The sequence below is a fragment of the Speluncibacter jeojiensis genome, assembly GCF_029589495.1.
Lineage (GTDB): Bacteria > Actinomycetota > Actinomycetes > Mycobacteriales > Mycobacteriaceae > Speluncibacter > Speluncibacter jeojiensis.
Genome location: NZ_JAAIVF010000002.1, coordinates 554,531 through 578,611, shown reverse-complemented (window position 1 = coordinate 578,611; position 24,081 = coordinate 554,531). Strand labels below are relative to the sequence as shown.

The following is a 24,081-nucleotide window of genomic DNA, read 5'->3' as shown; positions in this document are numbered from 1 at the left end:
GGTGCCGGACCGGACCCGGCGATCAGTGCCGGATCGGGCCGGGCGTCCACATCCCCCAGCGGGTGGCGGTCCCCAGTTGCAGCTGCGCCTGCGAGGTGCCCGGCACCAGCGGGGTGTAGCTCTCCAGCGAGCCCCAGTCGCGGCCGTAGTCGCCCTTGAGGTAGCTCGGCACGGTCTGGGCCTGCAGCAGCAGCTCCGCCCAGCCCAGCGGCCCGCCGCCCTGCGCGTCCTGCCAGGTGTTGGTCGAACTCACCGCGAGGCCGCGGTCGGGCAGGATGCGGAACTTCGGGATCTCGGCGACGCCGTCGAGGTGGTCGAACGGGCGCTGGCACGGGAAGGCCAGGCCGACGGCCCAGTCCAACAGCACAGGATCGGTCGAGCCGACCAGCTGCTGCAGCGTCTGCATGCGCGGCACCCGCGGCGGGGTGAACGCGATCCACTCGTTCGGCGACGGGTTCGCCTCGTCTGCGACGATCCGCACCGCCTGTGCGCCGGCGGGTACGTCGGTCATAGGTAGACGCAGATTCCGCCACGACGGTGCTGGGCCGATGTCGATCAGCGAACGCACGCCCAGCGACTCGTACCGTCCGCCGACCTCGCGGCTGAACTCCACCTGCAGGTTCGACGGCGACACCCGGCCTGCTGCCGAGACGACCAGCAGCGGCGAGTCGTCATTGCGCGGCGGCAGCGCGTACCAGGTGGAGGTGGCCTTCGCGGGCTTCTGGTCACCGGTCTGGAAGCTGCCGAGCACCGGGGTGGTCGCGCGGTCCAACCCGAACGGCAACAGCATGTGGCTGCCGTTGACACCCGGCTGGGTGGAGATACCTCCGCCGGTGCCGGCGCTGTTCGCGGTCGTGTTGGAGTTGTTGCCGGTACCGACGACACCCGGCTGGGTGGCCTGCTGGTCGGCGGTCAGGTCGCCGGGCAGACCGTCGGGGGTGAAGTTGGTCTGCTCGACCGCACCGAGCGGATCCGGCGTCGCTTGCGTCGGTGCGAGCATGCCGGCGTTCGGATTCGTCTCGACCTGGACGAAGTCGGCCATGCCGCACGGCTTTCCGATGACGGACCGGAAGTTCTCCATGCCTACCGAGTACGAGTGCCGCTGGTTGACGACGCCCGCCGCGAGCGAGAGCACCTCGAAGACCACCAGCATGCCGGCGGCGATGGTCAGCGGTGCCGCGGCCAATCCCATGATCCGGCGGCTCCGCGACGTGCGGTCGTCGACGGACTCGGGGTTCTCGGCGACGGTCTCCCGCGTGTACGGCTCGCGGTAGTGGAACCAGAGCGCGAGCAGCAACGCCAGCACGGTCAGCGCCAGGAAGACGCTGCCGACCTTGAGGCCGTGGTAGTTCGGTTGTGCGCCGCCCCACGGGATGCCATAGCTGGAGACGTACCACCAGCCGTTGGAGCTCTCGAAGCACAGCGCGAGCACGAACAGCACCGCTGCGGCGAACAATGTCCGGTTGCGGCGGGAGCGCAGTGCGGGGGCGCTCACGGCCAGCGCCGTCAGTGCCGCGAGCGCTCCGGCGAGTCCGGCGAACACACCGAAGTGGTGCGTCCACTTGGTCGGGTTGAACATCATCAGCGCGATCGACAGGGCGGTGATGCCCACGATCCGGCGCGCCGGCCCGACCGCTGCGCCCGGGATGCCGCGCTTGCGGAAGAGCATCGCCGCGCAGGTGATCAGACACAGGAACATGATCGCGACGGCGAAGCGGCGGGCGACCGACCCGTCGGGGGTGATCGACATCAGCGCGTCGTAGCGCTGGATCTCCTCGTACCACGGACTCGACGGACCCAGGTCCGACTTCATCTTGCTTTCTTGGATGACGACCTTGAGCGACTCGTCGCCGAACACCAGGATCAGCACGAGCGTGCCGGAGGCCAGCAGCGGCGCTATCAGCGCCCAGAAACCGACCTGCCGGCCTCGGCGGACCAGCAACTGGATCAGCGGCCGCGAGCCCGCGATCAGGGCGGCGACACAGATCAATCCGGTGGGTCCCGCGGAGAGGGTGAACCCGGCGATCAGCAGCGCGGCTGCGGCCGGCAGCAGCCGTCCGGTGGCGATGGCGCGCTCGATCGAGCACCAGGTCAGCAGCGCGCCCGCCGCGATGACCGGCTCGGGGCGCAGTCCGTTGTTGTAGGGCAGCCAGAACGCCAGGAACACCGCCGCCGCCGTCCACACCACGACCTTGCGGTGCCGGGCCAGCCGGCCCAGGCGCGGGATCACCTCACGCGAGATCACCAGCCACGACAACACGCCGGCGACGAGTGCCGGCAACCGCATCCACGGGCTCGCCGTCGTCACGTGCGCCATCCAGGTGAACACGTAATAGGGCATGCCGAACGGCGCCTCGGGTGCGGCGTACCAGCGGAAATAGTTCGCCATGTAGCCCGAGTGCGACGCGGTGCGGGCCATCTGGAGGATGTACCCGTCATCGGAGGTGTTGGCGCCGATGAAGTGCCAGAGCAGCAGGATGCCGATCACCGCGCCGTCGGCGACGGTGAACCGCCACCAGCGGGCGGGCAGGAACCGGCGGTGCTTGCGGCCGTCTGTGGCATCCAGCCGGGCCAGCGCGACCAGTGAGATCACCGTCAGCAGCACGCCGAAGATCATCGCCAGGCCCTTGAACAGGGTCGGTGTGGTCGAGTACCGCGAGTCGATGTTCGCGTGGAAGGACAACCCTGCCGGTGCCGCGCCGGTCAGGTCCGTGAACACGCCCACCACCTGCGGGCGCAGGTCCTGACCGGTGGCGGTGCCGCTGATCGGCTTGCCGTCGTCGCCGGTCAAGCCCTCGAACGTGGCCGTCACCCGGTCCGCGTTCGCGCTGATCGTCAGCGCGCTGCAGCCGCCGGGGGCGAGGACCTTGCTCTCCGGGGCCTGCACGATCTGCGTGTTGCGTGCTCGCACCTCGACGATGCCGTCGTGCGCGGTGACGAACAGTCCCCGCTTGAGCGCGTCGTCACCCGCCTGCTTCGGTGCGGTGGAGAGCAGGACGGTCGCGTCAGTGCTGTGCTGGTCGCGTAGCTGCGTGACCGCGGTACACGGGATCGACGCGTTCAGCTCGATCGGCTCGTAGGACACCAGCGGCGCGGTGACGGAGTTCAGGCTGCCGTTCTGTGGCCAGGTCATCTGTGCCGTGGTCTGCGTGACCGGCAGGATCGGGGTCACCACCGCCATCAGGAACCCGAGCAGACCGGTCACCACCGCCACCAGACGCGCGGTCCGGACCTGGGTCCGGACATCCGCCGGCGAGGAGCTGCCTGGCGCAGAGGCGGCGGCAGTCTGGTCTGTTACAGCAGTGGGCACGTCGAGTGATGCTAGTCGGACCGCTCCATCACACTTCCTGAGTGAGGCCTGAGAATCCGGTCGGTGCGGGCCGGGCACCCTCACCGGGTGCTGCGCGTCACCCGCAGACTGCGGGCCAGTTCCGCGGTGAACGACGGCAGCCGGGTCAGGATCCGCTCCTGCGCGACCAGGGTCGCGAGCGGGGTGTGCAGCAGGGGCTGCGCCTGGCCCGGGTGGTCCTGGATCAGCGAGCGGTAGGCGGGGACCAGATCGTCGGCGATGTAGCGCCAGCGGGCGTCGCGGTCGGCCCAGTTGAAGGCGGGCAGCGGTGCGGACACCTGCCACGTCGACCCGGCGAGTTCGGCCGAGGTGTGCACGGGGTCGAAGATCCCCGGCGCGTGGCTGCCCGGGATGGCGGGCTCGGCCGCGACCGTCGTCGCGTACGCCAGCACCCGGCCGCGATGGCCGTCGTCGGCCGCGGTCACGTCCCACTGGTCGGCGACGATCTGGTTCTGCTCGCGGGAAGCCATGCGCACCAAGGCGTCCGAGAGGTCGGCGGGGGTGCCCGCGGCGACGTCCCGCCAGGCCTGCACGGCGTTGTCGTCCAGCAGGCCCGCGGCGGCCATCTCGTCGACCGCGGGCATCCCACCCGCGAGGTACGCCTCGTGCATCGGCACCATGTCGACATAGATGTGCTTCTGCATGGTCAGCAGCCGGCGCTGATACCACTCGACGTCGGCGGAACTCAGCTGCGGCCCGTCGTCGGCCAGCGCACGCACGTCGGCGGGCAGGCGCATCCCCAGCGGGGTGGGGACGATGCGCAGGGCGTTGCCGACGGCGTCGCCGAGTCGGTGCACGGGATCGGCCGCGACGACGCCGCCGACGTCCTGGAGGTCGAGGAATCCGGAGGCGAACGACGCGCCGGCCAGACCGGCCATGCCCGCCCAGTACAGGCGCGGATCGGCGTTCTGATAGCGCAGGTAGTTGTCGTAGACCTTGTTGACGGTGTCGAGGTTGGCCCGCAGTCCCCGGTTCGGATCCCAGCGGTTCAGGTCGATGCCCGACCGCTGCGCGCCGACGGTCAGCCAGTACTGGTGCAGCAACGTCGAGTACCGCCGCGGCGCCACCCCGGCCGCACGGTCGGCGTCCAGTGATCGCAGCAGGGTGGCGGGGTCGGTCGGGAGTTGTGTGTTCAGTCCACCCCCGCCGCTGCCGTCCCAGTTCGTCGCCGGGAGGTCGAGGTAGCCCGGCGAGGGTGGGGAGACGGCCTGGGCGGGCGCCGCGAGGCCGAATGCCGCGGTCACACACAGGGACACGGTGGCGGCGGCCCGGGCCGACCGGGCGAGCAGGCGAGCGGACATCGACGCTCCTGGGATGCGATTGGGTGACAACACCGGATGTCACTCATCTGATCACATATATGACCGCTCTCGAGGCGAATCGAGCCGGATCGGCGATGGGGGCGATTCGCGGCCGGACCCGACAGAGCCGGAGCGGCCGCAACCGGGTGCGGCGGTTACTTGCGCACGACCACGGCGAACGGCCCGACATCGGTCACGGTGAACCGGGGGTCGTCGAACAGCTTCTCCGGGAAGTCGACGGTGAACACCTTCACGTTCGGGTCGTTCGGGAACACGTCCGAGGACAGTCGCAGCGTGTACCCGTCCGGCCCGGTGCGGAAGACGAACGCCCGCGGCGACCGCCACGGCGCCGAATCCAGCTGGTGGATCAGGTCGTCGGCGCTGGTGGCCTTGCTCCAGCGCTCGATCTCGGCGGTGCGTTCGCTGAACTGCCCCAACGGATTCGCGTAGTGCGAGGTGATCGACTGGAAGCCCAGGTACGGGTAGTAGGCCAGGAAGGTGAAGTCGGTGCTGAGCACGACGGTGTCCCCGCGGGGCGTGGGCACCTGCCGCGTGATCGCCGCGTCGATGTCCTTGAAGTAGCTGGCCGCGCCGGGAGGGTAGCGGTCGGCGCGCACGCCGTAGCCGTCGGTGTCGGTGTAGGCGACGGAGATCTCGCCGTGCAGCACCTGGGGGATGTTCTGCGCGAAGGCCACCGCACCGATCGCGCCGACGACCACCGCGGCCAGCGCGACCCTCCGTGCCCGCTGGTCCGCGATCCGCGGGGTGCGGTAGTCCCGGACGCGCCGGATCAGCCAGGCCACGACGTCGAGGAAGCAGAAGGTGCCGGCCGTGCCGAGCAGCAGCAGCAGCACGGGCTCGAGCCGGAACCCGAGCAGAGACGTGCCGATCGCGGTGACCGCCATCGACAGGATCGACCACAGGTAGATGGCCGCCACGCCGATGCCCAGGGCCTGCGCCCGGACCGAATTGCGCACCCGCACCACGATCCACAGCAGACCCAGCATGCACAGCCCGCCCATCAGCGAGAAGTTCAGCATGGGCAGCGGCAGCGAGGCACCGGACTCGGGCAGATAATGGAAGGCGGTGTTCGCCTCCGACGGCTTGTGCACGGACGCGATCAGGTACGGCGTCCACACGATCAGTGCGATCGCGCCGGCGATCACGGTGATGACGGCCAGCCTCAGCAGCGGCGGCAGCACCCGGCGCAGCGTGGCCGGTTGCCACAGCGAGGCGCCGGTGGCGTTCATGTGCAAGCGCATCGACAGCACCGCCGCCACGACCGCCATGAGCACCACGGTGAACCCGGCCGAGGCCGTGTACAGCGTGTAGAAGGTCGCCGAGAAGCCGAGGAACACACCGGTTCCCACGACCGCCGCCCAGCCCGCCCCGCGGGGCGCGGCGACCAGCGTCCGGACGTGGTCGGCGGACTCGACGACGGCCGGCACGCACCGGCGCATTCCGGCCCACGCGAGCACAAGGGCCGGCGGGGTGAGCACCGCGATGATCGCGCCGTAGGCCTCGGGGGAGCCATAGGCCAGAACGATGGCGGCGGTGGCTGTCGCGATGACGACCGCGCGGTCGGCGCGGATCAGCTTGGACCACAGCACCACGGTCACGCCGATCGCGACGGCCAGCGAGCCGATCGCGTACGGCTTGAACATCTCCCAGCCGGGGATGCCGAACAGGTTCGCCAGCCGGCCGCCGACCCAGAACCAGCCCGCGGGGTAGTACGACGGCAGGTCGGCGTACGTCATGTCGTGCAGCGACGCGGTGTCGGTCATCCGGGTCAGGAACTCGGTGCGGAACTCCTGGTCGACCGAGACGCCCATCAGGTACAGCTTGGTGGCCGAGAGCGGAATGGCGAGGGTGGCGGTCGCGAACCCGGACACGCCGACCCAGGAGACGACCTTGCCCCAACGGCTGCGCGGGTCGCGCCGCAGCAGCACGACGGCCAGGGCGACCACAGCCAACGCGACCAGCTGCGCGACGGTGGTCAGCGCCTGCGCCACATTCGAGGTGTTGAACGCGGCCAAGTGGGTGTGGTCGACGACGGCCAGGCCCAGCCCGGCCACCGCGCCGGTGACGACGACCGCGGCGATGATCTCGCCGACGGTCGCGCCGATCGTGCGCAGTGGGGCCGGGGCCCGGGCCGGTCGCGGCGGCTCCGGCGTGGCGGCCTCGGCGCCCTCGCACATCTCGACCGCCACGGACTACACCGGGAGCTTGCGGAAGATCGCGCGCGGCACGTGCCGCAGGACCATCATCACGAACCGGAACGGCCCGGGCGCCCAGACGATCTCCTTGCCCTTGTCGGAGGCCATGACCGCGAGCTTGGCGACGTCGTCCTTGTTCACCGTCAGCGGGGCCTCCGCGACGTGGGCACTGAACTTGGTGCGCACCATGCCCGGCCGCACGACCGTGACCTTCGGGCCGAACGGCGCGAGTGCCTCGCCGAGGCCGAGGTAGAAGCCGTCCAGACCCGCCTTGGTGGAGCCGTAGACGAAGTTGGCGCGCTTGACGCGCTCACCGGCGACCGAGGACATCGCGATGATCCGGCCGAAGCCCTGGGCCTTCATCTTCTCGCCGACCAGCACGCCGACGGAGACCGCCGCGGTGTAGTTGACCTCGGCGACCATGACCGCCTTGCGCTGGTTCTGCCACAGCTCCTCGGCGTCACCGTCCAGGCCGAACGCGACGATCGCGACGTCGACGTCGCCCTTGCTCCACGCCTGGTCGATGACCTCGGCGTGGGTGTCGGTGGCGAGCGCGTCGAAGTCGACGAGCTCGACCTCGGTGGCGCCGGCGTCCTTCATCTGCGCGACCGCGGCGTCCCGGCCCGGATCGTTCGGCAGCGCCGCGAGGACGACTCGCATCGGGGCCTTGTGCAGGTACTCCTCGCAGATGGCCAGGCCGATCTCGGAGGTGCCGCCGAGTAGCAGCAGTGTCTGGGGGTTGCCCACGGCATTGATCATCGAAAAGTCCGTTCGTCGGTTCAGGTCGGGTGCGTCGGTGCGGGTCGAGACCCGGTAGGCGCTCAGTGCAGGTCGAGGCGCCGCGACATGTCGGAGGCGAAAACGCCTGTCGGATCGTACTTTCGGCGCGTGGCGATCCACTCGCCGATCCGCGGGTACATCGCATGGAAGGTCTCGGCGGTGGTGCGCGAGTCCTTTGCCGTGTAGAGACGGCCACCGAACTCGAGCACCCGCTTGTCCAACTCGGTGACGAACTCGCTCAGGCCCGGCTTGATGCGGAAATCGACGCAGATGTTCCAGCCGGCCATCGGGAAGCTCAACGGGGCCTTGTTGCCCTCGCCGAACAGCTTGAACACGTTGAGGAACGAGTGGTGCCCGGAGCGCTGGATGTCGACGATGATCTTCTTGAACTCGTCGATCGCTTCCGTCGGCACCACGAACTGGTACTGCAGGAACCCTGCCGGACCGTAGGCGCGGTTCCACTCGCCGAACATGTCCAGCGGGTGGTAGAACTGCGTCAAGTTCTGGACCTTGCCGCGGTAGTTGCCGGACTTCTGGAACCACAGCTCGCCGATGGCGCTGAACGAGTACTTGTTGGCCAGCCCGTTCGGGAAGATGTCCGGCAGCGTCAGCAGGGTGGGCGCGTCGAACTTCAGCGGGTTCTTCTGCAGCTTCTTGGGCAGCTGATCCAGCTTGGCCAGGTTGCCGCGGGAGAGGGCGGCCCGGCCCAGCTTCGGCGGCGCGGCGATGGCGTCGAACCAGGCCGAGGAGTATTCGTAGTCGTTCTCGCTGCCGTCGCTGTGCAGGGCGATCGTCTCGTCGAGCGTGGACGTGCGGTCGCCGTCGGCGATGAAGTAGGCGGTCTCGGTGGGCGTCATCTTGATGGTCGCCCGCAGGATGATGCCGGTCAGGCCGGCGCCGCCGACGGTCGCCCAGAACAGCGCGCCCTTCGGGTCGTTCTTGCCGCCGCGCGGGGTCAGCTTGCGCACCTCGCCGTCCGCGGTCAGCAGGTCCATCGACACGACGTGGTTGCCGAAGCTGCCCGCGCTGTGGTGGTTCTTGCCGTGGATGTCGTTGGCGATCGCGCCGCCGACGGTCACCTGGCGGGTGCCCGGCAGCACCGGGACCCACAGGCCGAACGGCAGCGCGGCCTTCATCAGCTGATCGAGGTTCACGCCCGCGTCCAGGTCCACCAGTGCGGTGTCCCGGTCGATGCGGTGGATCTTGTTCAGCGCGTTCATGTCGACGACCAGCCCGCCGGCGTTCTGCGCCGGGTCGCCGTAGGAACGGCCCAGCCCGCGGGCGATGACGCCGCGGCGCAGGTGCGTGGGCTTGCCGTCGTTGTCGTCGGCGACCCGGGCCACCGCAGCCGCGATCACCTCGACGTCCGGCGTGCAGAGCACCTCCGCGGTCGTCGGTGCCGTCCGGCCCCAACCCGCGAGGGTCTGGGTGGTCGTCGTGAACGTGGGTGCCGTCGCGATATCGGCGGTGCTGCTGTCAGCGTTGGTGGACATCGCTGGAAAGGCTACCGCGTGCTATCTGGGAGGTCACCGATCCTGTCGCCGGGATCGCACCGCGGATGCCGGCCGCCCGGAACTCGTCACCTGCAGCGGGCTCACCGGATGCCCACAGCAAGGTCCGATACCCTCGACGCCGTGTCAGCACCCGTCCCGGAGCATCCGCGCGAGTACCCGCTCCCCGTCGAGATCCCCGTCACCGACAACATCGGCGGTGCCGAGGTCGGGTTGAAGACCCAACTGATCAGGTTCGTCATCACCGGCGGCCTGTCCGGCATCCTCGACTTCTCGGTGACACTGCTCCTGCAGAACGGGCTGGGATTGCCGCGCGCGGCAGCCAAGTCGGTCGGCTTCATCCTCGGCACGACGACGGCCTACCTGCTCAATCGCCGCTGGACGTTCAATGCGCCGCCCAGCCGGGCCCGGTTCCTGGCGGTCGTCGCGCTGTACGCGGTCACCTTCGCGGTGCAGGTCGGCATCTACACCGCGCTCGGGCAGGTCTGGCCGAGCACCATCGTCTACAACGCGCTGTCGTACGTCGTCGCGCAGGGCACCGCGACCGTCATCAACTTCGTCGTGCAGCGCGTCTGGATCTTCAAGATCGACTGACCGCGCCGACAATCCCCGCCGTCATGTGGGAGTGATCGGTTGACCGCTCGCTATCGTTGTCTCGCCCGATGCCAGCGGAAGTGGAGTGCTCAGTGGACAGGTCGACAGTGCAGCAACTGCCCGAGACGACGGCGATCCCGGTGGAGCCCGGCCGCAGCCTGGTGCAGCGCACGCTGTTCGCCGGCCCCGCGAGCTGGGTCAGCGTGGACCTGTACAGCAAGGTCAATGCCGGTGTCGCCCGCCGTCGCCGCAACGAGTTGCGGCTCGACGCGGGCGCGATCGTGCACACCAACTCGTATTTCGGCCGGTTCGAGGCGTCGTACTGGCAGCGCTGGACCACAGCGACCACGGTGCGGGTGCAGGTCACCGTTCAGGGTGACGCCGAAGGCGCGGTGCTGGTCCGCGCGTCCGACATCGGCAGCCACGAGCGCACGGTCACGGTCGCGCACGTCGAGGGCGGCGGCACGGTCACGCTGGACGCACCCATCGACAAGTTCCTCGACGGCGGCGCTATGTGGCTCGAGTTCCGGGCGGTCGACGGGACGCTGACGTTCACCGACGTGCGGTGGACGGTGGCCGAGGACGACACCGACCGGCCGGTCACGGAGCACCGTCCGACGGCGATCGCGATCTGCACGTTCAACCGTGCCGACGACTGCGCCAACACCGTCGCCTCGTTGGCCGCCGATCCCCAGGTGCTCGAGATCATCGACGCCGTCTACGTCACCGATCAGGGAACCGACGCGGTGGAGACGCGGGAGTTGTTCACCGAGACGGCGGCGAAGCTGGGCGACAAGCTGCACTACCTGCGCCAGCCGAACCTGGGCGGCGCCGGCGGGTTCAGCCGGGGCATGTTCGAGGTCACCGGCCGCGAGTCGCACGCCAACATCCTGCTGATGGACGACGACGTGCGGGTCGAACCCGAGACCGTGCTGCGGTTGACCGCGCTGGCCAACCACGCGACGTCGCCGATCCTGGTCGGCGCGCAGATGCTGTACCTCTACAACCCTGACTACCTGCTGGTGTCAGCCGAGCGGTGCAACATCGACACGCTGCATGCGGGCCTGCCCGCCGACGAGTGGTGCCTGCAGGACGAGAGCGTCATCGAGGAGGTCCAGGAGCGGCGGATCGACGCGCAGTACAACGCCTGGTGGTCGTGTCTGGTGCCGGCCGAGGTGGTCCGCGAGATCGGCCTGCCGATGCCGTACTTCTTCCAGTGGGACGACATCGAATACGGCCTGCGCGCCCGCGAGCGCGGATTCCCCACGGTGACGATGCCCGGCGCGGCGGTCTGGCACGCCGACTTCTACTGGAAGGACGGCGACGACTTCGGCCACTACTTCAGCATCCGCAACGGACTGATCACCTCGAGCCTGCGCAGCGGCTTCGACATCAAGGCGCTCAGCGGTGACCTGCGGCGCCGGGTCGGTCATGCGCTGGTCGGCATGCAGTACGGCTTCGCGTACACGACGTTGGAGGCGATCGAGGCGTTCCTCGAGGGGCCGGACGCGCTGGCCGACGGTGGCCAGGCGGCGCTGGCGCGAATCCGCCAGGAGCGCAGCAGGTTCCCGGAGACGGTCAAGCACGGGGTGGCGGAGATCCCCAACGGGGCTCCCACCCGACGTGCGGTCGGGCGACTCAAGCCGGGCAAGGAGGACCAGGTGCTGGCCAAGCGGGTCGTCCAGCAGGCCACCGGCAGGATCGAGCGCGGTCCGGTCGTGGTGCCTTATGAGGATTCGTTCTGGTGGCACGTGTCGCTGTTCGACAACGCGTACGTCACCGATGCGTCGCAGACGGGCGTGCGGGTGCGCCGTCGCGATCCGGAACTCGCCAAGGAATTGGGTAAGCGCGCGGTGCGGGTCTTCCGGCGTTTCCACGCCGAGGCGCCGGCGGTGCGCGACGCGTTCCGTGCCGCGCAGCCGCAGTTGACCAGCCGCGAGAACTGGGCGCGACTGTACGGGGTGTAGCCGGGAGGCGCTGATAGATTGGCCGGCGGTCGCGTGCCGGCCGGGCGCGTGGGGTGCGTAGGGGAGGAGATTTCGCCGTGGCCGACAAGTTGAGGCTGAGTCCGGAGGGTATTGCGCAGTGCGTCAAGGCGTGTGATGAGTTGATCGATACGTTGGATCGGCAGCTCAGCGCCACCTACAACCTGGACGCGCTCGATGGCTTCGGGCCGCTGCAGTCCGCGCAGATGCTTCGCGCTGGTTTTCTGCGCAAAGCGAGTGGAACGCCGGAATCGGCCAGGGAGCGTATCCATCAGTTCCGGGAGATCGCGGTACGGATGCGGGAGAACTTCGCCGCCGGTGGCGAGGGATTCGCGGAGACAGAGGCTGAATTCGCGTCGGCTCTGGGTAACGTCGCCAAGGGGTTGGAGGCGTGAGGACGAAAAGGCGCCTGAGCCTGGTAGTCGCGGCTGGGAGTGCGGTGCTCGCGGCGGCGTGCGCCACTCCGCACACGGGTGGGGTTTCCGCAGCGAGTTCAGTGCCGACTGCTTCGGTTCAATCGACGCTCGCGGGTGGCTCCGGGCGGTCAGAAGTTACCTTTGACCCCTGCCGCGACCTGCCTGCGGCCGTAGTCAGCGAGGCTGGCTATGACCCCCAATCAAGAGACACGCAGCAGAAGCCCTTTAATTCTGACGACGGAGAAACGTTTCTTCTGTGTGGGTTTCTTTCCGACCTGTATTCCATCGTGATCGACTCCGGAAACCGCACCGTGGCGGAGCAAAAGGCGCAGGCGTCAGGCAAGGAACTGACGCAGGTATCGATCAACGGCAGGCAGGGGCTCATCATTCACGATCCGGGCGACACCTATGCCTGCACGCTGGCCTTCTCGACTTCCTACGGAGAGATCATGCTGGCGCGGACTCTGCGTGATCCCGCAGAGAAGGCGGGGATGGATCCCTGCGGCGGCTTGCAGGACACCGCGAAGATCATTGCGTCGGCTTTGCCGAAGGGGGTTTGACCATGCCTGACAATTCAGGTCTGCAGGGACTGCTGATCCCGCCGGTTGGGCAGCAGTCGACCGGCGGTACGCCACCGCCGTTGGTTCCCGGTGTCACCGTGGCGCAACCGACGACAACGAAAGCGGCTGCTCCAGCGTCCGATGGCCTGGGTGGCCTGACGAGCATGTACCCCGGCACCTCTGCCGCTGAGCAGCAGTTGCGCCGGCTCGCGCACAACGAGACGGTGCTGACGGCGGACGCGTACGGAGCGGCAGACGACGCCTTCGTCGCCGGCTTCGAGAACTTCCAAGCATGGACGCAGGAACAGATCTTCGCTGCCGTCACTCCGATGCGCAGCACATCGATGAACAGTGTTGCCGGAGCGTGGACGCAGATCGGCTCGACGCTGGACGAGGCCTATACGACGTTCTTCACGAAGATCCAGTCGACGATCGGTGCGGAGTGGGAGGGTGACGGCGCGACCGCTGCGGCGCAGGCGGTTACGGCTTTCGCAAACTCCGGTCACAGCTTCACACAGGGGATGCGGGCGACGGCGTTGAAGATCGAGTCGGCGGCGGTGACCACCGACGCGGTGAAGGCTCAGGTGCCGGTACCCGCGACCCCTGCGGCGGACATCCTGATGATCACGAGCCCGCAGTCCGCGCAGATGATGGCGGAAGAGGAGCGCCAGCGGGCGATTCTGGCGATGCAGACGACGTACGTGCCGGGGTTCACGCAGGCAGGTACCGGTGTGCCGTTGCTCGCACCGCCACACAACGCCGTGAACGGTTTCTCCATGCCCGGCACGGCCGGCATGACCGGCGGTTCCGGCGGCGGACCGGTCGGTATCAACGGTGTGTACCAAGGTGATTCGTCTGATGGTGGCGCACCGGTGGATCCGGCCGGCGCCGGATCGGGTGCACCCGGCGCCGGTTCGGATGGTCCGGCCGACGCATATCGGGCGCCCGGACCCGGCGGTGGCGGTGATGCGGAGGGCGGCCTGCAGGACGGCTTCGGGGGCATGCCGGCCGGGACCCAGTCGGCCGGGCTGTCGCCTGCGGATTCCTTGGGGACCAACCGTTCCGGATCCGGAGGTTCCATGGGATCGCACGCCGGAGGCGCAGGTTCGCTCGGTTCGGGATCCGGCATGGGCGGTCTGGGTGTGGTGGTTCCCGGCGTGGGCGGAGGCTTCGGCGGCTCCGGCGGTGGGTACGACGGTTCGTCCGGTGGCTCGTTCGGCGGCGCCGTTCCGGGGCCGGGTTCCGGCTCGGGAGCAGGTGGTTCGACCGGACGCGGCGTCGCCGGCGGTTCGGTCGCGGAGGAACAGGCCGCCACGGCCGCGGCGAAGGCGGCGCGGTCGACGAGCAGGTCGATGGGCGCAATGCCGCACGGTGCTCGGCAGAACGGTGATGATGACGAGGAGTACCGTCCCGCAAGCTATTTGGTGTCTGCCGGTAACGGCAGCGAGCTGATCGGCGAGTTGCCTATGGTGGTGCCTGCGGTGATCGGCGCATTCGTCGAGGACGACCGGTGAGCTGGGTCCTGTCATCGGCGCAGTTCGCGTCGCTGTGGGAATCGGTGACCACGCTGGATCGGCTGCCGTACCCGGTCACCCACCGCGACACCGAACCCGATCTCACGGCCTACGAACGCGCGCAGACCGAACTCCGGCACTGGTGCGCCGGCGTCGATCCGCAGCTGCGCGCCGCGCTCGACACCGTGCAGCATCCGTCGGTGCGAGTCCAGGTGTATGCCGAGGCCGCGACCCCGATCCGGCTGCTCGGTGCCGCCCGGGCCGGCGTCGCCACGCTGATCGAGCAGGCCGCCGGACCGGACCGCGAGTTCGGCGGCGAGGTCCGCGTGTTCACCGGACCGGCACACGCGATCGCCGGGTCGATCATGCAGGCGTTACCGGCGAACCGGCCGGGACGCACGACCGCGCTGACCGCACACCACGACGAGGTACGCCGGCCCGACCGGGGCGCGGTGCTGCAGACTGTCGAATCCTCGGCCGCGACACGGCTGCGCCAACTGCTGCTGCGCGCCCGGGTCTGTACCGGATTCGTCACCGTCGAGTCGGCCGGGTCGTCGGCGACCACGCACCTGACCTGGCTCGATGTGGCGCAGGACGGCCGCTACCTGTTGCGCGGCGATGACGTCCTGCACGCGCAACCCTGCGACCCGCAACAGCTGTTCGGCGCGCTCGAGGAGGCCGTCGGGCGGTGACCAGTACGACGGACCCCACCCCGCTGAGGATCGAATCCGGTCGGCGGCATGCGGTGTGGCGGCGTGGCCGCGCGCTCGATGCGGTCACCGTCGGACTGATCGGGTTCGTCCTCGGCGTGATCGGCTCCTGGCGACCGTCGCTCTGGTACGACGAGGTGGCGACCGTGCACTCGGCGACGAGGACACTGCCGCAGCTGCACCACTTCCTCGAGAACCAAGATGCCGTGCACGGGCTCTACTACGTCGTCATGCACTTCTGGTTCGAACTGTTCGGGGCCTCACCGCTGTCGGCGCGGATCCCGAGTGCGATCGGAGTCGGAGTGGCTGCCGCGGGCGTGGTGGTTCTCGGAACTCGGCTGGGCACAAGACGATTCGGGTTGCTGTCCGGGCTGGTGTTCGTGGTGCTCCCGCGGGTCACCTGGGCGGCGGTCGAGGCGCGATCGTATGCCTGGACGATGGCCGCGGCGGTGTGGCTGACCGTGTTGTTCTGCGCTGCGATCCGCGCGACAACCGGGCGTAGCGGCTTGCTGTGCTGGCTGGGTTACGCGCTCGGCGTGACCTTTTCGACGGTGCTGTTCCTCTACAGCGCGACCCTGCTGATCGCGCACGCGCTCACCCTGTTGGTCGTGCGTGCGCCGCTGCGCACCTGGCGGCGCTGGGCGGCGGCATGCCTCGCCGGTCTGGTCGTGGCCTCGCCGCTGGTGCGGCTGATGGTGCACGAGCACGGTCAGGTCGCCTGGATCCCGGCCCTGGACCGGCACGCGGTCCGCTCCGTGCTCGGCTACCAGTGGTTCCTCGAGGCCCCGGTGTGCGCGGCGCTGGCCTGGATCCTGATGCTCGCTGCCCTGGCCTTCACCCGGCGCCGGACCCTGCCAGGCGTCCGCGTGGTCATGATCCCGTGGGCGCTGGCACCGACCGCGACGCTGGTGGCCGCATCACTGCTCTGGCGGCCGATCTACCTGGACCGTTACCTGACCTTCACGACGCCGGCGGTCGCGCTGCTGCTCGGCTGGGCGTTGCTGCAGTTCTCGGCACACGCCTGGGTGAGCCGGCTCGGGTTCGCCGTACTGGCGGCGGCCGCACTGCCGGCCTACGTCGGGCAGCGCGGTGAATACCCGAAGCCCAGCGGCATGGACTTCACCTCGGTCAACGATTACCTTGCGACGCACACCAGTCCCGGCGACTGTCTGCTGTTCGATCCGAAGCCGGCCTGGAACCCGACCTCCGCGCGACTGGCCAAGGATGCGGACCCCGGCCCGCTCGCGGGACTACGGGACCTGGAACTGGGCCGCACCGCCGCGAGCCAGGGCTCCCTCTGGGACGAGGACCTGCCGCTGGCGCAGGTGCAACAGCAGCTGCCGAGCTGCCCGACCGTCTGGTATGTCGCCGACATCGAACGTGAGGTGCCCGAACACATCCGGCACACGTCCAACGAGCAGTGGGGTCTGCCGTCGTATCACTTCGTCGACACCGACGACTACCGGCGGCTCGCCGCGCACGGCTTCCGGATCGTCGACCGCCGGGAGTTCCACGTCTCGCAGGTCGTCGAGCTGAAGCCTACGGAAGCCGCGCCCCGCTGAACGTCAGATCGTCAGCCCGACCAGGTGGCCGATCAGATAGGTGACGGCCAGCGCGACGGCGCCGCCGAGCACGATGCGGACGGTGGCGCGACCCGGTTGGGCGCCACCGAGGCGGGCGCCGACACCCCCGGTGAGGGCAAGGGCGGCGAGGACCGCGGCGAACGCGACCGGGATGCGTGCGGATGCCGGCGCGGCCAGCAGGGCCAGCAGCGGGAGCAGGGCGCCGACCGTGAACGAGATCGCCGACGAGACGGCGGCATGCCACGGGTTCGTCAGGTCGTCGGGGTCGATCCCGAGTTCGGCCTCGGCGTGGGCGGCGAACGCGTCGTGCGCGGTCAGTTCCTCGGCGACCTTCTGCGCGGTTGCGGGGGACAGGCCCTTCGCCCGATAGATCGCGGCCAGCTCGGCCAGCTCGGCTGCGGGCTCCTCGGCGAGCTCGCGTAGCTCGGTCTCCAACAGTGCGCGCTCGCTGTCGCGCTGGCTGCTGACGGAGACGTACTCGCCGAGGGCCATCGACACCGCCCCGGCGACCAGTCCGGCGATGCCCGCGGTGAGGATGGGGCCGCGCTCGGTGGTGGCCGCCGCGACGCCGATCACGATGCCGGCCACGGAGACGATCCCGTCGTTCGCGCCGAGCACACCGGCCCGAAGCCAGTTGAGCCGAGAGGACAGCCGCACCCGGTGCGTGTCGCCGGCGTGAAGCGCGTCGACCTCGACGGCGCGCCCACCGGGCACGCGGGAGTCCAGATCACTCATGCCCATCACGGTAACGGGGAAGATCATCTGCCACCAGCAATGAAAGGCTCGCCGAAGTTAGGTAATGCGTTCTATACCAAGGGATCCCACACCTAATATTGTGTCTGCCCGAACCGGACGCCGTGGGCGCGGACGGAGCCTGTCGAGCGATCCGGGCCGCGAGCCTGGTGCCCGTCGGGCGGTATCGGTGGTTCGATGGACGGAGATCCGAGCGCTCGGCGCCGCCAGTGCCTGGTGATGCGGAGGAGGTGTGCGCCATGTCCGATGCCGATCGTCCGGGGGTTCGCGCGCGCCGTCCCTTGCCGACGACGCAGCGGCACAAGTCCCCGCGGGTGGCGTTGCGCGTCGTGGTGGCGCTCTGCGCCGTGGCCTCGCTCGTCATCACCGGGCTGGCCTGGGCGGCCTATCACAATCTCACCGCCGGGCTGATCACGTCGCACGCGCTGTTCGGCGGTCCGACCTCGTCCAACGGGGACCAGAACATCCTGATCATGGGCCTGGACAGCCGGCTGGACGAGAAAGGCAATCCGCTGCCCCAGCAGATGTACGACGCGCTGCACGCGGGCGACGAGAGCAACGGCGGATACAACGCGAATGTGCTGATCCTGCTGCACGTTCCGGGCGACGGCTCGAAGGCCACCGCGATCTCCATACCTCGCGACGATTACGTCTCGCTGTCGGGTTGCCCGGACGGGCAGTGCAAGGGAAAGATCAAGCAGGCCTACGGCCTTGCGGTAGATCAGGCGCGCCGCACGCTCTCCGCGCAGGGGGTGACCGATCCGCAGCAGTTGGAGCAACAGTCGCGCGAGGCCGGCCGTAAGGCCGAGATCGCCACTGTCAGACAGTTCCTCGGCGACGTCCCGATCGACCACTTCGTCGAGATCACCCTGGCCGCCTTCTTCCAGATCGCGCAGGTCGTGCAGCCGATCCAGGTGTGCCTGAATGAGGACACCTCCGACAGCTACTCAGGCGCGAACTTCCACAAGGGGCTGCAGGAGATCGACGCCTCGCAGGCGATGGCATTCGTGCGCCAGCGCCGCGACCCGAATTCGGACCTGAACTTCACCGACCTCGACCGCGACCGCCGCCAGCAGGCGTTCATCGTGTCGCTTGCGCACAAGCTGCAGAGCAGCGGCACCTTGACCGATCCGGCCCAGCTGACCTCCATCCTCGACGTGGCCAAGCAGAACATGGCGGTCGACTCCGGGCTCGACCTGGTCTCCTTCGCTCGGAAGGCATCGGCCCTGACCAGCGGAAACATCACGTTCTTCACGCTGCCGATCCAGCGGTTCGGGCAGGACGCGAACGGCGAGGACGTCAACATCGTGAACACAGCTCAGATCCACGCGATCGTCGCGCAACTCCTCGGTGTACCGGAGGGCACGCCGACATCGACACGGACACCGACCCCCTCGCCGACGCCACCGGTGCCGACCTCGGTGGCGGGTGCCGAAGGCGTCGTGCTCGACGTCGTCAACGGCTCCGGGCGCAACGGACTGGCCGGCGAGCTCGAGGCCGACCTGTCGGCGCTGGGCTTCACCCAGGGATCAGCGTCCACCGGGGCGGTGCGTGCCGGCACGGCCGTCGACTACGGCCAGGGCGCTGAGCAACCCGCGCAACAGCTCGCGAAGCTCCTCGGCATCGACGCCTCCGCGGCACCGGAGTCGGCCGTGCCCGCCGGTACCGTCCGGTTGACGGTCGGTACCGACTTCGGCATGCCACCCGGGCTCGGAGGTGACTCAGGCGGTGACACTGTCAGTGGCACAGCAGGATCGGATTCAAACGACCCGGTCGGGACCGACTCCTCGGATCCGTCGACGGCGCCCTCCCCGGTCGCGCCGGTGTCGGCCACCGGATCCGGCGATCAGGCCCCGGGCCCCACGGACCTGACACAGCTCGGCGGCACCGGAATCCCCTGTGTTAAGTAGTGGGAAGACGAGTATCGGTCGAATGAAATGTATTGCGGGTCAAGGTGATGTACTCGTAAAGATCACGTAAGGACGAGTGTGTTCGCATCGTTTTCGATTTGACACGACGCGCGAACACGCTCACTATTTTCAGGCAAGCACCTCGCTAGGTGAGGCTCCTGCACGAACACAGGCCACTGATCTGACGACGTCGAGAGACGCCCAAGGTTAGGACAGGTCTCCCCGGATTAAGGGGTGACCCGAAGTGGCTTCCCGCCAAGGGATCACGTCGTGCAGTGCCGAAACTCTGACGAGAGGGGTGCCCGCCCGGGAATCTGAATCCGGGCGCCTCCCCGTGTGCATCGACACGACGCCCGCGTGCGTCTCGGCTGCGAGGAGGTGGGGAACACGATGAGTGGCGATAGTCCTTATCCGAGTATCGAATTGTTCCCACTCGGTCGCGGCCCGGTGCCGGCCCTCCGATCCTGAACGCAGCGTGATGCGCGGGGTGTGTCCTCGTCGCATCGCGTCGCCGTGGTCAGGTGACGGCTGATCGGCCTGCCGCGACCTTCCCCGTGAGGAGAAGCATCATGGCCTTCGTTCTGTCCCGTCGTGTCCACAACCCGGTCGCATTGTTGTCGATCACGGTGTGCCGCAATCACTTGCGACGTATCCGGGCTCGTCGCAACCTGACTCCGCAGGAGCGTGCGAACCTGCGTGCGGCGTGCGCGCCGACCGCAATCGTCGCGGCCTCCCTCGGCGGCGGTACGCACTGGTGAATGCCCGGGTCGGGCCGTCCGCGACCGTCGCTGCGACGGTCGCGGTGGTCTCGGGCATTCTGTTCGTCCAGGACCGGAGCACCCCGCCCGCGACCGCCCCGGCGCGATGAGCACGGGACGGGACGGGACGGCCTCGGCCGCCGAAGACGAAAGCGGTAGCGGAGCGTCGACCGCCAGGAAGCTGACAGGTTCCGGATCTAAGGTGAGCCTGCCCAAATCACTTCCCGAGAGGCGGCCAGGATGCTGGACACCGCACCGCGCCGGACCCCGCGCCGGGTGACACCCAAGACCGCGCTGCTGATGTGGCTGGCGACCGCCGGACCGGGCCTGGCGGTCATGCTCGCCGACACCGACGCCGGCAGCCTGATCACCGCCGCGCAGAGCGGCGCCACCTGGGGGTACTCGCTGCTGCTCGCGCAGCTCGTGCTGATCCCCATCGTGTTCGTGGTGCAGGAACTGACCGTTCGGCTCGGGCTGGTCACCGGCAAGGGGCACGGCGAGCTGATCCGGGAACGGTTCGGCACCGGGTGGGCGTGGCTGTCGGTGTCGACGCTGGTGCTCGCGTGCGCGGGAGCGATCGTCACCGAGATGAGCGGCATAGCGGGCGTCGGGATGATGTGGGGCCTCCCGAAGTGGGTGGGCACACTCGCGGTGGTCGCGTTCCTCGCGATCATGGTCGTCACCGGCAGCTACCGCCGCGTCGAGCGGGTCGCCATCGCCGTCGGCCTGTTCGAGCTGGTGTTCCTGGTGACGATGTTCCTGGCCGGTCCCGATCCGCACCAGATCGTGCGGGGTCTGGCCACATTCCCGATCGGCAACTCCGACTACATGTTCCTGATCGCCGCGAACATCGGCGCGGTGGTCATGCCGTGGATGATCTTCTATCAGCAGTCCGCGGTGGTGGACAAGGGACTGACCGTCAAGCATCTGCGCATCGCCCGCTGGGACACCGCGGTCGGGTCGGTCATCACCCAGCTGGTCATGGTAGGGATGCTGGTCACCGTCGCGGCCACGCTGTGGGCGCACGGTCAACAGAACGCGAGCCTGAACACCGTGCAGGACATCTCGGACGCGATTACCCCACACCTCGGCGACTTCGCCGGCCGCGTGCTGTTCTCCCTCGGGATGGTCGGCGCCTCGCTGATCGCCGCGATCGTCGCCAGCCTGACCGCCGCGTGGGGGCTCGGCGAGGTCACCGGCTACAAGCGTTCGCTCGAGCATTCGCCGCGCGAGGCGCCGTGGTTCTACGCGGTGTTCTTCGTCGTGATCCTCGCCGGCGCGATGATCGTGCTGTCGGGCGTCAACCTGATCCAGCTCAATTTGTGGGTGCAGGTGATGAACGCGCTGCTGCTGCCCACGGTGCTGACGTTCCTCTACCTGCTCGCCCGCAAGGCGCTGTCCGGCCGGTTCCGGCTGGCCGGCGCGTACCGGTGGATCGTGCTCGCGATCATCGCGGCGACCGCGGGGCTCGGCGTCTACTCCGCGGTGATGGGCATCCTCGGGACCTGAGGTCGCTCGAGAAGCCTGGGGGCGTCCGAAGAGCTAGGGCCGCTCGAACCGTTCCCGGCGGCCCAGGCCGCGCAGTCGCATCCACTCCCGGAATCCGCGCGGATCACGTTGCTGGACAAGGAAGAACCAGCCGAACCGGGCGTACTCCTGGGGGAGCAGCTTGCGCATCCCGGGCTGTGCCATCAGGTAGCCGCGGTTGCGATAGGTGAAGAACCGCTTGGTGTCGTTGTCCGGGTACTGGGTGTGCATCCGGCCGCCGAGGATCGGCTTGAACTCGTCCGCGCCGTTCGGGTGCAGGTAGGCCGTGGTCAGGCAGGTGCCGAACGGCAGACCCGAGCGGACCAGTCGGCGGTGCACCTCGACCTCGTCGCCGCGGACGAACAGGCGCAGGTCCGGCACGCCGACCGCGTCGATCGACTCGGCGCGGAACAGTGCGCCGTTGAACAGCGACGCGATGCCGGGCAGCAGGTCGTCGCCCGACCCTTCGGTGTGCAGTTCCGAGCGCCGCCGGCGCCAGACGGTCCCGCGGCGCAGCGGAAACGCCAGCCGGTCCGGGTCGTCGATGTCGCAGACCACCGGCGAGACCTCCGACAGTCCGTGCCGCGCAGCGCAATCCAGCAGCGTGGCGAGCACCTCGGGGCCCTCGGGCCGGCCGTCGTCGTCGGCCAGCCACACCCAGTCCGCGCCGAGCGAGAGCGCGTAGAGCATGCCCAGCGCGAAACCGCCTGCGCCGCCGAGGTTGTGGCGCGAGCCGAGGTAGCTGGTCGGCACCGGGAAGGCCTCGACCAGCGCCTTGACCTCGGGCTCGTCGGCGTTGTCGACGACCACCAGGTGGTCGACCGGCCGCGACTGTCCGGCCAGCACCTTGAGCGACTGTTCGAGCAGTTCGCGCCGCTTGTGGGTGACGACGACCGCGACGACCCGGTCAGGCTGGACCTCGTCAGGCACGGTCACCGGTCTCCGCGAGCACCCGGCGCACGTGTGCGGCGGCGTCGGGACCCTCGTAAGCGCCGACGACCTCGTCGATGCTGCTGTGCATCCGGATGGTGCCGTGGTCGATCCACATCGCCGAGTCGCACAACTGGGCGAGGAACTCGTTGGAGTGGCTGGCGAACACCAGGATCCCGGAGCGCTTGACCAACTCCTGCAGGCGGATCCGCGCCTTCTTCATGAACTCCGCGTCGACTGCGCCGATACCCTCGTCGAGCAGCAGGATCTCCGGGTCGATGCTGGTGACCACGCCCATCGCCAGGCGCACCCGCATGCCGGTCGAATAGGTGCGCAGCGGCATGTGCAGGTACTCGCCGAGCTCGGTGAAGTCCGCGATCTCGTCGATCTTGGCCTGCATCTGCTTGCGGGTCATGCCCAGGAACAGTCCGCGGATGATGATGTTCTCGAAGCCGGAGATCTCCGGGTCCATGCCGACGCCGAGGTCGAAGACCGGCGCGACCCGGCCCCGCACGACCGCACTGCCGCGGGTCGGTTCGTAGATCCCCGACAGCAACCGCAGCAGCGTCGACTTGCCCGCGCCGTTGTGCCCGACCAGGCCGATCCGGTCGCCCTCCTTGAGTGAGAGCGTGATGTCGCGCAGCGCCTCGACCACGACGGTGTTCGAGTCGGTGCGGCCGATGGCGCCGCCGGCCTTGCCCAGGAACGCCTTCTTCAGCGAGCGGGACTTGGCGTCGAAGATGGGGAAGTCGACGCACGCCTGGTACGTGTCGATGCTGACGGTCGATGTCATGTGAGCCTCACACCCAATAGGGCACGCGGGCCCGGTAGTTGCGCAGCGCCAGCAGGGCCAGCGCCCAGCCGACGACCGTGCAGCCGATGACGATGTACCAGTGGTACGCCTGCTGCGGCTCGCCGAGCATCGGCGCGCGGATGATGTCGAGATAGTGGTACAGCGGGTTGATCTCGGCCAGCTTCGCGCGGTCGGCCGCCTTGCCGCCGCGGTCGGTGATCACCTTGGTGGTCCACACGATCGGGGTCACGTAGAACAGCAACTGCACCATGCTGTTCAGCAGCGGGGCGATGTCGCGGTAGCGCGTGGCGAAGATGCCGAACAGCAGCGACGCCCACACCCCGTTGAGAACCAGCAGCGCGAGCGCCGGGATCGCCATCAGCGAACTCCACGACAGGTGGTGGCTGCCCAGGAACACCAGGATCAGGATGACGTAGATGATCAGGTTGTGCGCGAACAGCAGCAGTTGCCGCCACACCAACCGGTACACGTGCACACTCAGCGCCGACGGCAACTGTTTGATCAGGCCCTCATTGGCGATGAACACCTCGGAGCCCTCGAGGATGCAGCCCTGGATCAGCGTCCAGATGATCAGCCCGACCGTCAGGTACGGCAGGAAGTACGACATCTGCTGGTCGAGGATCACCGAGTAGAGCAGGCCCAACGCCAGCGCCATGACGCCGGTCGCGATGGTGATCCAGAACGGGCCGAGCACCGAGCGGCGGTACTTCTGCTTGATGTCCTGCCATCCGAGGTGCAGCCACAGCTCGCGCTGCTGCCACCCGTCACGCAGGTCCTGGAAGGCCCGCTTGAACGTCCGCGAATCCGACACGACGGGCCGCTGCTCGGCGACGGCAGGGCTCACATCAGCTGACACGGACGCCAAGAGTA

Annotated in this window: 18 protein-coding genes and 1 riboswitch; of the genes, 9 read left to right on the top strand and 9 right to left on the bottom strand. The window is 68.7% G+C overall.

Features of this window, described 5'->3' with window-relative positions; all coding sequences use genetic code 11:
- Positions 1-22: 22 nt before the first annotated feature.
- The 5 genes from G4X40_RS09850 to G4X40_RS09830 all read right to left on the bottom strand — a co-directional run bounded on the left by G4X40_RS09850 (position 23) and on the right by G4X40_RS09830 (position 9,139).
- On the bottom strand, positions 23-3,310 hold the full coding sequence (locus G4X40_RS09850; RefSeq protein WP_277832060.1) for an arabinosyltransferase domain-containing protein: 3,288 nt from the start codon (positions 3,308-3,310) through the stop codon (positions 23-25).
- 80 nt (positions 3,311-3,390) lie between these two features.
- Positions 3,391-4,650, bottom strand: coding sequence for a hypothetical protein (locus tag G4X40_RS09845; protein ID WP_277832057.1), 1,260 nt, complete (start codon positions 4,648-4,650; stop codon positions 3,391-3,393).
- 155 nt (positions 4,651-4,805) lie between these two features.
- A complete protein-coding gene (locus tag G4X40_RS09840; protein ID WP_277832398.1) occupies positions 4,806-6,848 on the bottom strand; it encodes a galactan 5-O-arabinofuranosyltransferase in 2,043 nt (680 codons plus the stop codon).
- Positions 6,849-6,863: 15 nt separating this feature from the next.
- A complete protein-coding gene (locus G4X40_RS09835; RefSeq protein ID WP_277832055.1) occupies positions 6,864-7,625 on the bottom strand; it encodes a decaprenylphospho-beta-D-erythro-pentofuranosid-2-ulose 2-reductase in 762 nt (253 codons plus the stop codon).
- Between the two features lie 62 nt (positions 7,626-7,687).
- Positions 7,688-9,139 carry an FAD-binding oxidoreductase gene (locus tag G4X40_RS09830; RefSeq protein WP_277832053.1) on the bottom strand — a complete coding sequence of 484 codons (1,452 nt, stop codon included), beginning with the start codon at positions 9,137-9,139 and terminating at the stop codon, positions 7,688-7,690.
- Between the two features lie 108 nt (positions 9,140-9,247).
- Here G4X40_RS09830 and G4X40_RS09825 point away from each other — a divergent pair, with 108 nt between their 5' ends.
- From G4X40_RS09825 to G4X40_RS09795, 7 genes are all read left to right on the top strand, one after another.
- Positions 9,248-9,751, top strand: coding sequence for a GtrA family protein (locus G4X40_RS09825; protein WP_408642161.1), 504 nt, complete (start codon positions 9,248-9,250; stop codon positions 9,749-9,751).
- A gap of 92 nt (positions 9,752-9,843) precedes the next feature.
- Positions 9,844-11,718 carry a glycosyltransferase gene (locus tag G4X40_RS09820; protein WP_277832050.1) on the top strand — a complete coding sequence of 625 codons (1,875 nt, stop codon included), beginning with the start codon at positions 9,844-9,846 and terminating at the stop codon, positions 11,716-11,718.
- 77 nt (positions 11,719-11,795) lie between these two features.
- Positions 11,796-12,131, top strand: coding sequence for a hypothetical protein (locus G4X40_RS09815; protein ID WP_277832049.1), 336 nt, complete (start codon positions 11,796-11,798; stop codon positions 12,129-12,131).
- Entirely contained in the window at positions 12,128-12,712 is a 585-nt protein-coding gene (locus G4X40_RS09810) for a DUF3558 domain-containing protein (RefSeq protein ID WP_332844333.1), read from the top strand. The genes G4X40_RS09815 and G4X40_RS09810 overlap by 4 nt, the downstream gene beginning before the upstream one ends.
- 2 nt (positions 12,713-12,714) lie before the next feature.
- Entirely contained in the window at positions 12,715-14,226 is a 1,512-nt protein-coding gene (locus tag G4X40_RS09805; protein ID WP_277832047.1) for a hypothetical protein, read from the top strand.
- Positions 14,223-14,918 (top strand): ESX secretion-associated protein EspG, encoded by a 696-nt coding sequence (locus tag G4X40_RS09800; protein WP_277832046.1) that lies wholly within the window; start codon positions 14,223-14,225, stop codon positions 14,916-14,918. The genes G4X40_RS09805 and G4X40_RS09800 overlap by 4 nt, the downstream gene beginning before the upstream one ends.
- A complete protein-coding gene (locus G4X40_RS09795) occupies positions 14,915-16,498 on the top strand; it encodes a glycosyltransferase family 39 protein (protein WP_277832044.1) in 1,584 nt (527 codons plus the stop codon). Before G4X40_RS09800 ends, G4X40_RS09795 begins: the two co-directional genes overlap by 4 nt.
- Positions 16,499-16,501: 3 nt before the next feature.
- On the opposite strand, the gene G4X40_RS09790 is transcribed toward G4X40_RS09795, so the two are convergent.
- Positions 16,502-17,254, bottom strand: a complete 753-nt coding sequence (locus G4X40_RS09790; RefSeq protein ID WP_277832042.1) for a VIT1/CCC1 transporter family protein — start codon at positions 17,252-17,254, stop codon at positions 16,502-16,504.
- A 257-nt stretch (positions 17,255-17,511) separates the two neighbouring features.
- On the opposite strand from G4X40_RS09790, the gene G4X40_RS09785 reads away from it, so the two are divergent.
- Positions 17,512-19,182 carry an LCP family protein gene (locus G4X40_RS09785; RefSeq protein WP_277832040.1) on the top strand — a complete coding sequence of 557 codons (1,671 nt, stop codon included), beginning with the start codon at positions 17,512-17,514 and terminating at the stop codon, positions 19,180-19,182.
- Between the two features lie 134 nt (positions 19,183-19,316).
- A riboswitch (M-box (ykoK) riboswitch) is annotated at positions 19,317-19,487 on the top strand.
- 669 nt (positions 19,488-20,156) lie between these two features.
- Positions 20,157-21,449: an NRAMP family divalent metal transporter gene (locus G4X40_RS09780; RefSeq protein ID WP_408642178.1), complete on the top strand. Its 1,293-nt coding sequence runs from the start codon at positions 20,157-20,159 to the stop codon at positions 21,447-21,449.
- A 33-nt stretch (positions 21,450-21,482) separates the two neighbouring features.
- Here the strand turns inward: G4X40_RS09780 and glfT1 are convergent, their stop codons facing one another.
- From glfT1 to wzm, 3 genes are read right to left on the bottom strand one after another with little or no spacing between them, the layout of a single operon-like run.
- Complete coding sequence (gene glfT1, locus G4X40_RS09775; RefSeq protein WP_277832396.1) at positions 21,483-22,397, bottom strand: galactofuranosyltransferase GlfT1; 915 nt, start codon at positions 22,395-22,397, stop codon at positions 21,483-21,485.
- Positions 22,390-23,190: a galactan export ABC transporter ATP-binding subunit Wzt/RfbE gene (wzt, locus tag G4X40_RS09770; RefSeq protein ID WP_277832037.1), complete on the bottom strand. Its 801-nt coding sequence runs from the start codon at positions 23,188-23,190 to the stop codon at positions 22,390-22,392. The genes glfT1 and wzt overlap by 8 nt, the downstream gene beginning before the upstream one ends.
- A 7-nt stretch (positions 23,191-23,197) precedes the next feature.
- Complete coding sequence (wzm, locus tag G4X40_RS09765; protein WP_408642160.1) at positions 23,198-24,067, bottom strand: galactan export ABC transporter permease subunit Wzm/RfbD; 870 nt, start codon at positions 24,065-24,067, stop codon at positions 23,198-23,200.
- Positions 24,068-24,081: the final 14 nt, after the last annotated feature.

Bases quoted from the DNA above. Each gene is read 5' to 3' on its own strand.
- G4X40_RS09830 (WP_277832053.1), bottom strand. From the start codon at position 9,139: ATGTCCACCAACGCTGACAGCAGCACCGCCGATATCGCGACGGCACCC.
- G4X40_RS09845 (WP_277832057.1), bottom strand. From the start codon at position 4,650: ATGTCCGCTCGCCTGCTCGCCCGGTCGGCCCGGGCCGCCGCCACCGTG.
- G4X40_RS09840 (WP_277832398.1), bottom strand. From the start codon at position 6,848: ATGTGCGAGGGCGCCGAGGCCGCCACGCCGGAGCCGCCGCGACCGGCC.
- G4X40_RS09835 (WP_277832055.1), bottom strand. From the start codon at position 7,625: ATGATCAATGCCGTGGGCAACCCCCAGACACTGCTGCTACTCGGCGGC.
- G4X40_RS09805 (WP_277832047.1), top strand. From the start codon at position 12,715: ATGCCTGACAATTCAGGTCTGCAGGGACTGCTGATCCCGCCGGTTGGG.
- G4X40_RS09825 (WP_408642161.1), top strand. From the start codon at position 9,248: ATGCCCACAGCAAGGTCCGATACCCTCGACGCCGTGTCAGCACCCGTC.
- G4X40_RS09785 (WP_277832040.1), top strand. From the start codon at position 17,512: ATGTCCGATGCCGATCGTCCGGGGGTTCGCGCGCGCCGTCCCTTGCCG.
- wzt (WP_277832037.1), bottom strand. From the start codon at position 23,190: ATGACATCGACCGTCAGCATCGACACGTACCAGGCGTGCGTCGACTTC.
- G4X40_RS09790 (WP_277832042.1), bottom strand. From the start codon at position 17,254: ATGAGTGATCTGGACTCCCGCGTGCCCGGTGGGCGCGCCGTCGAGGTC.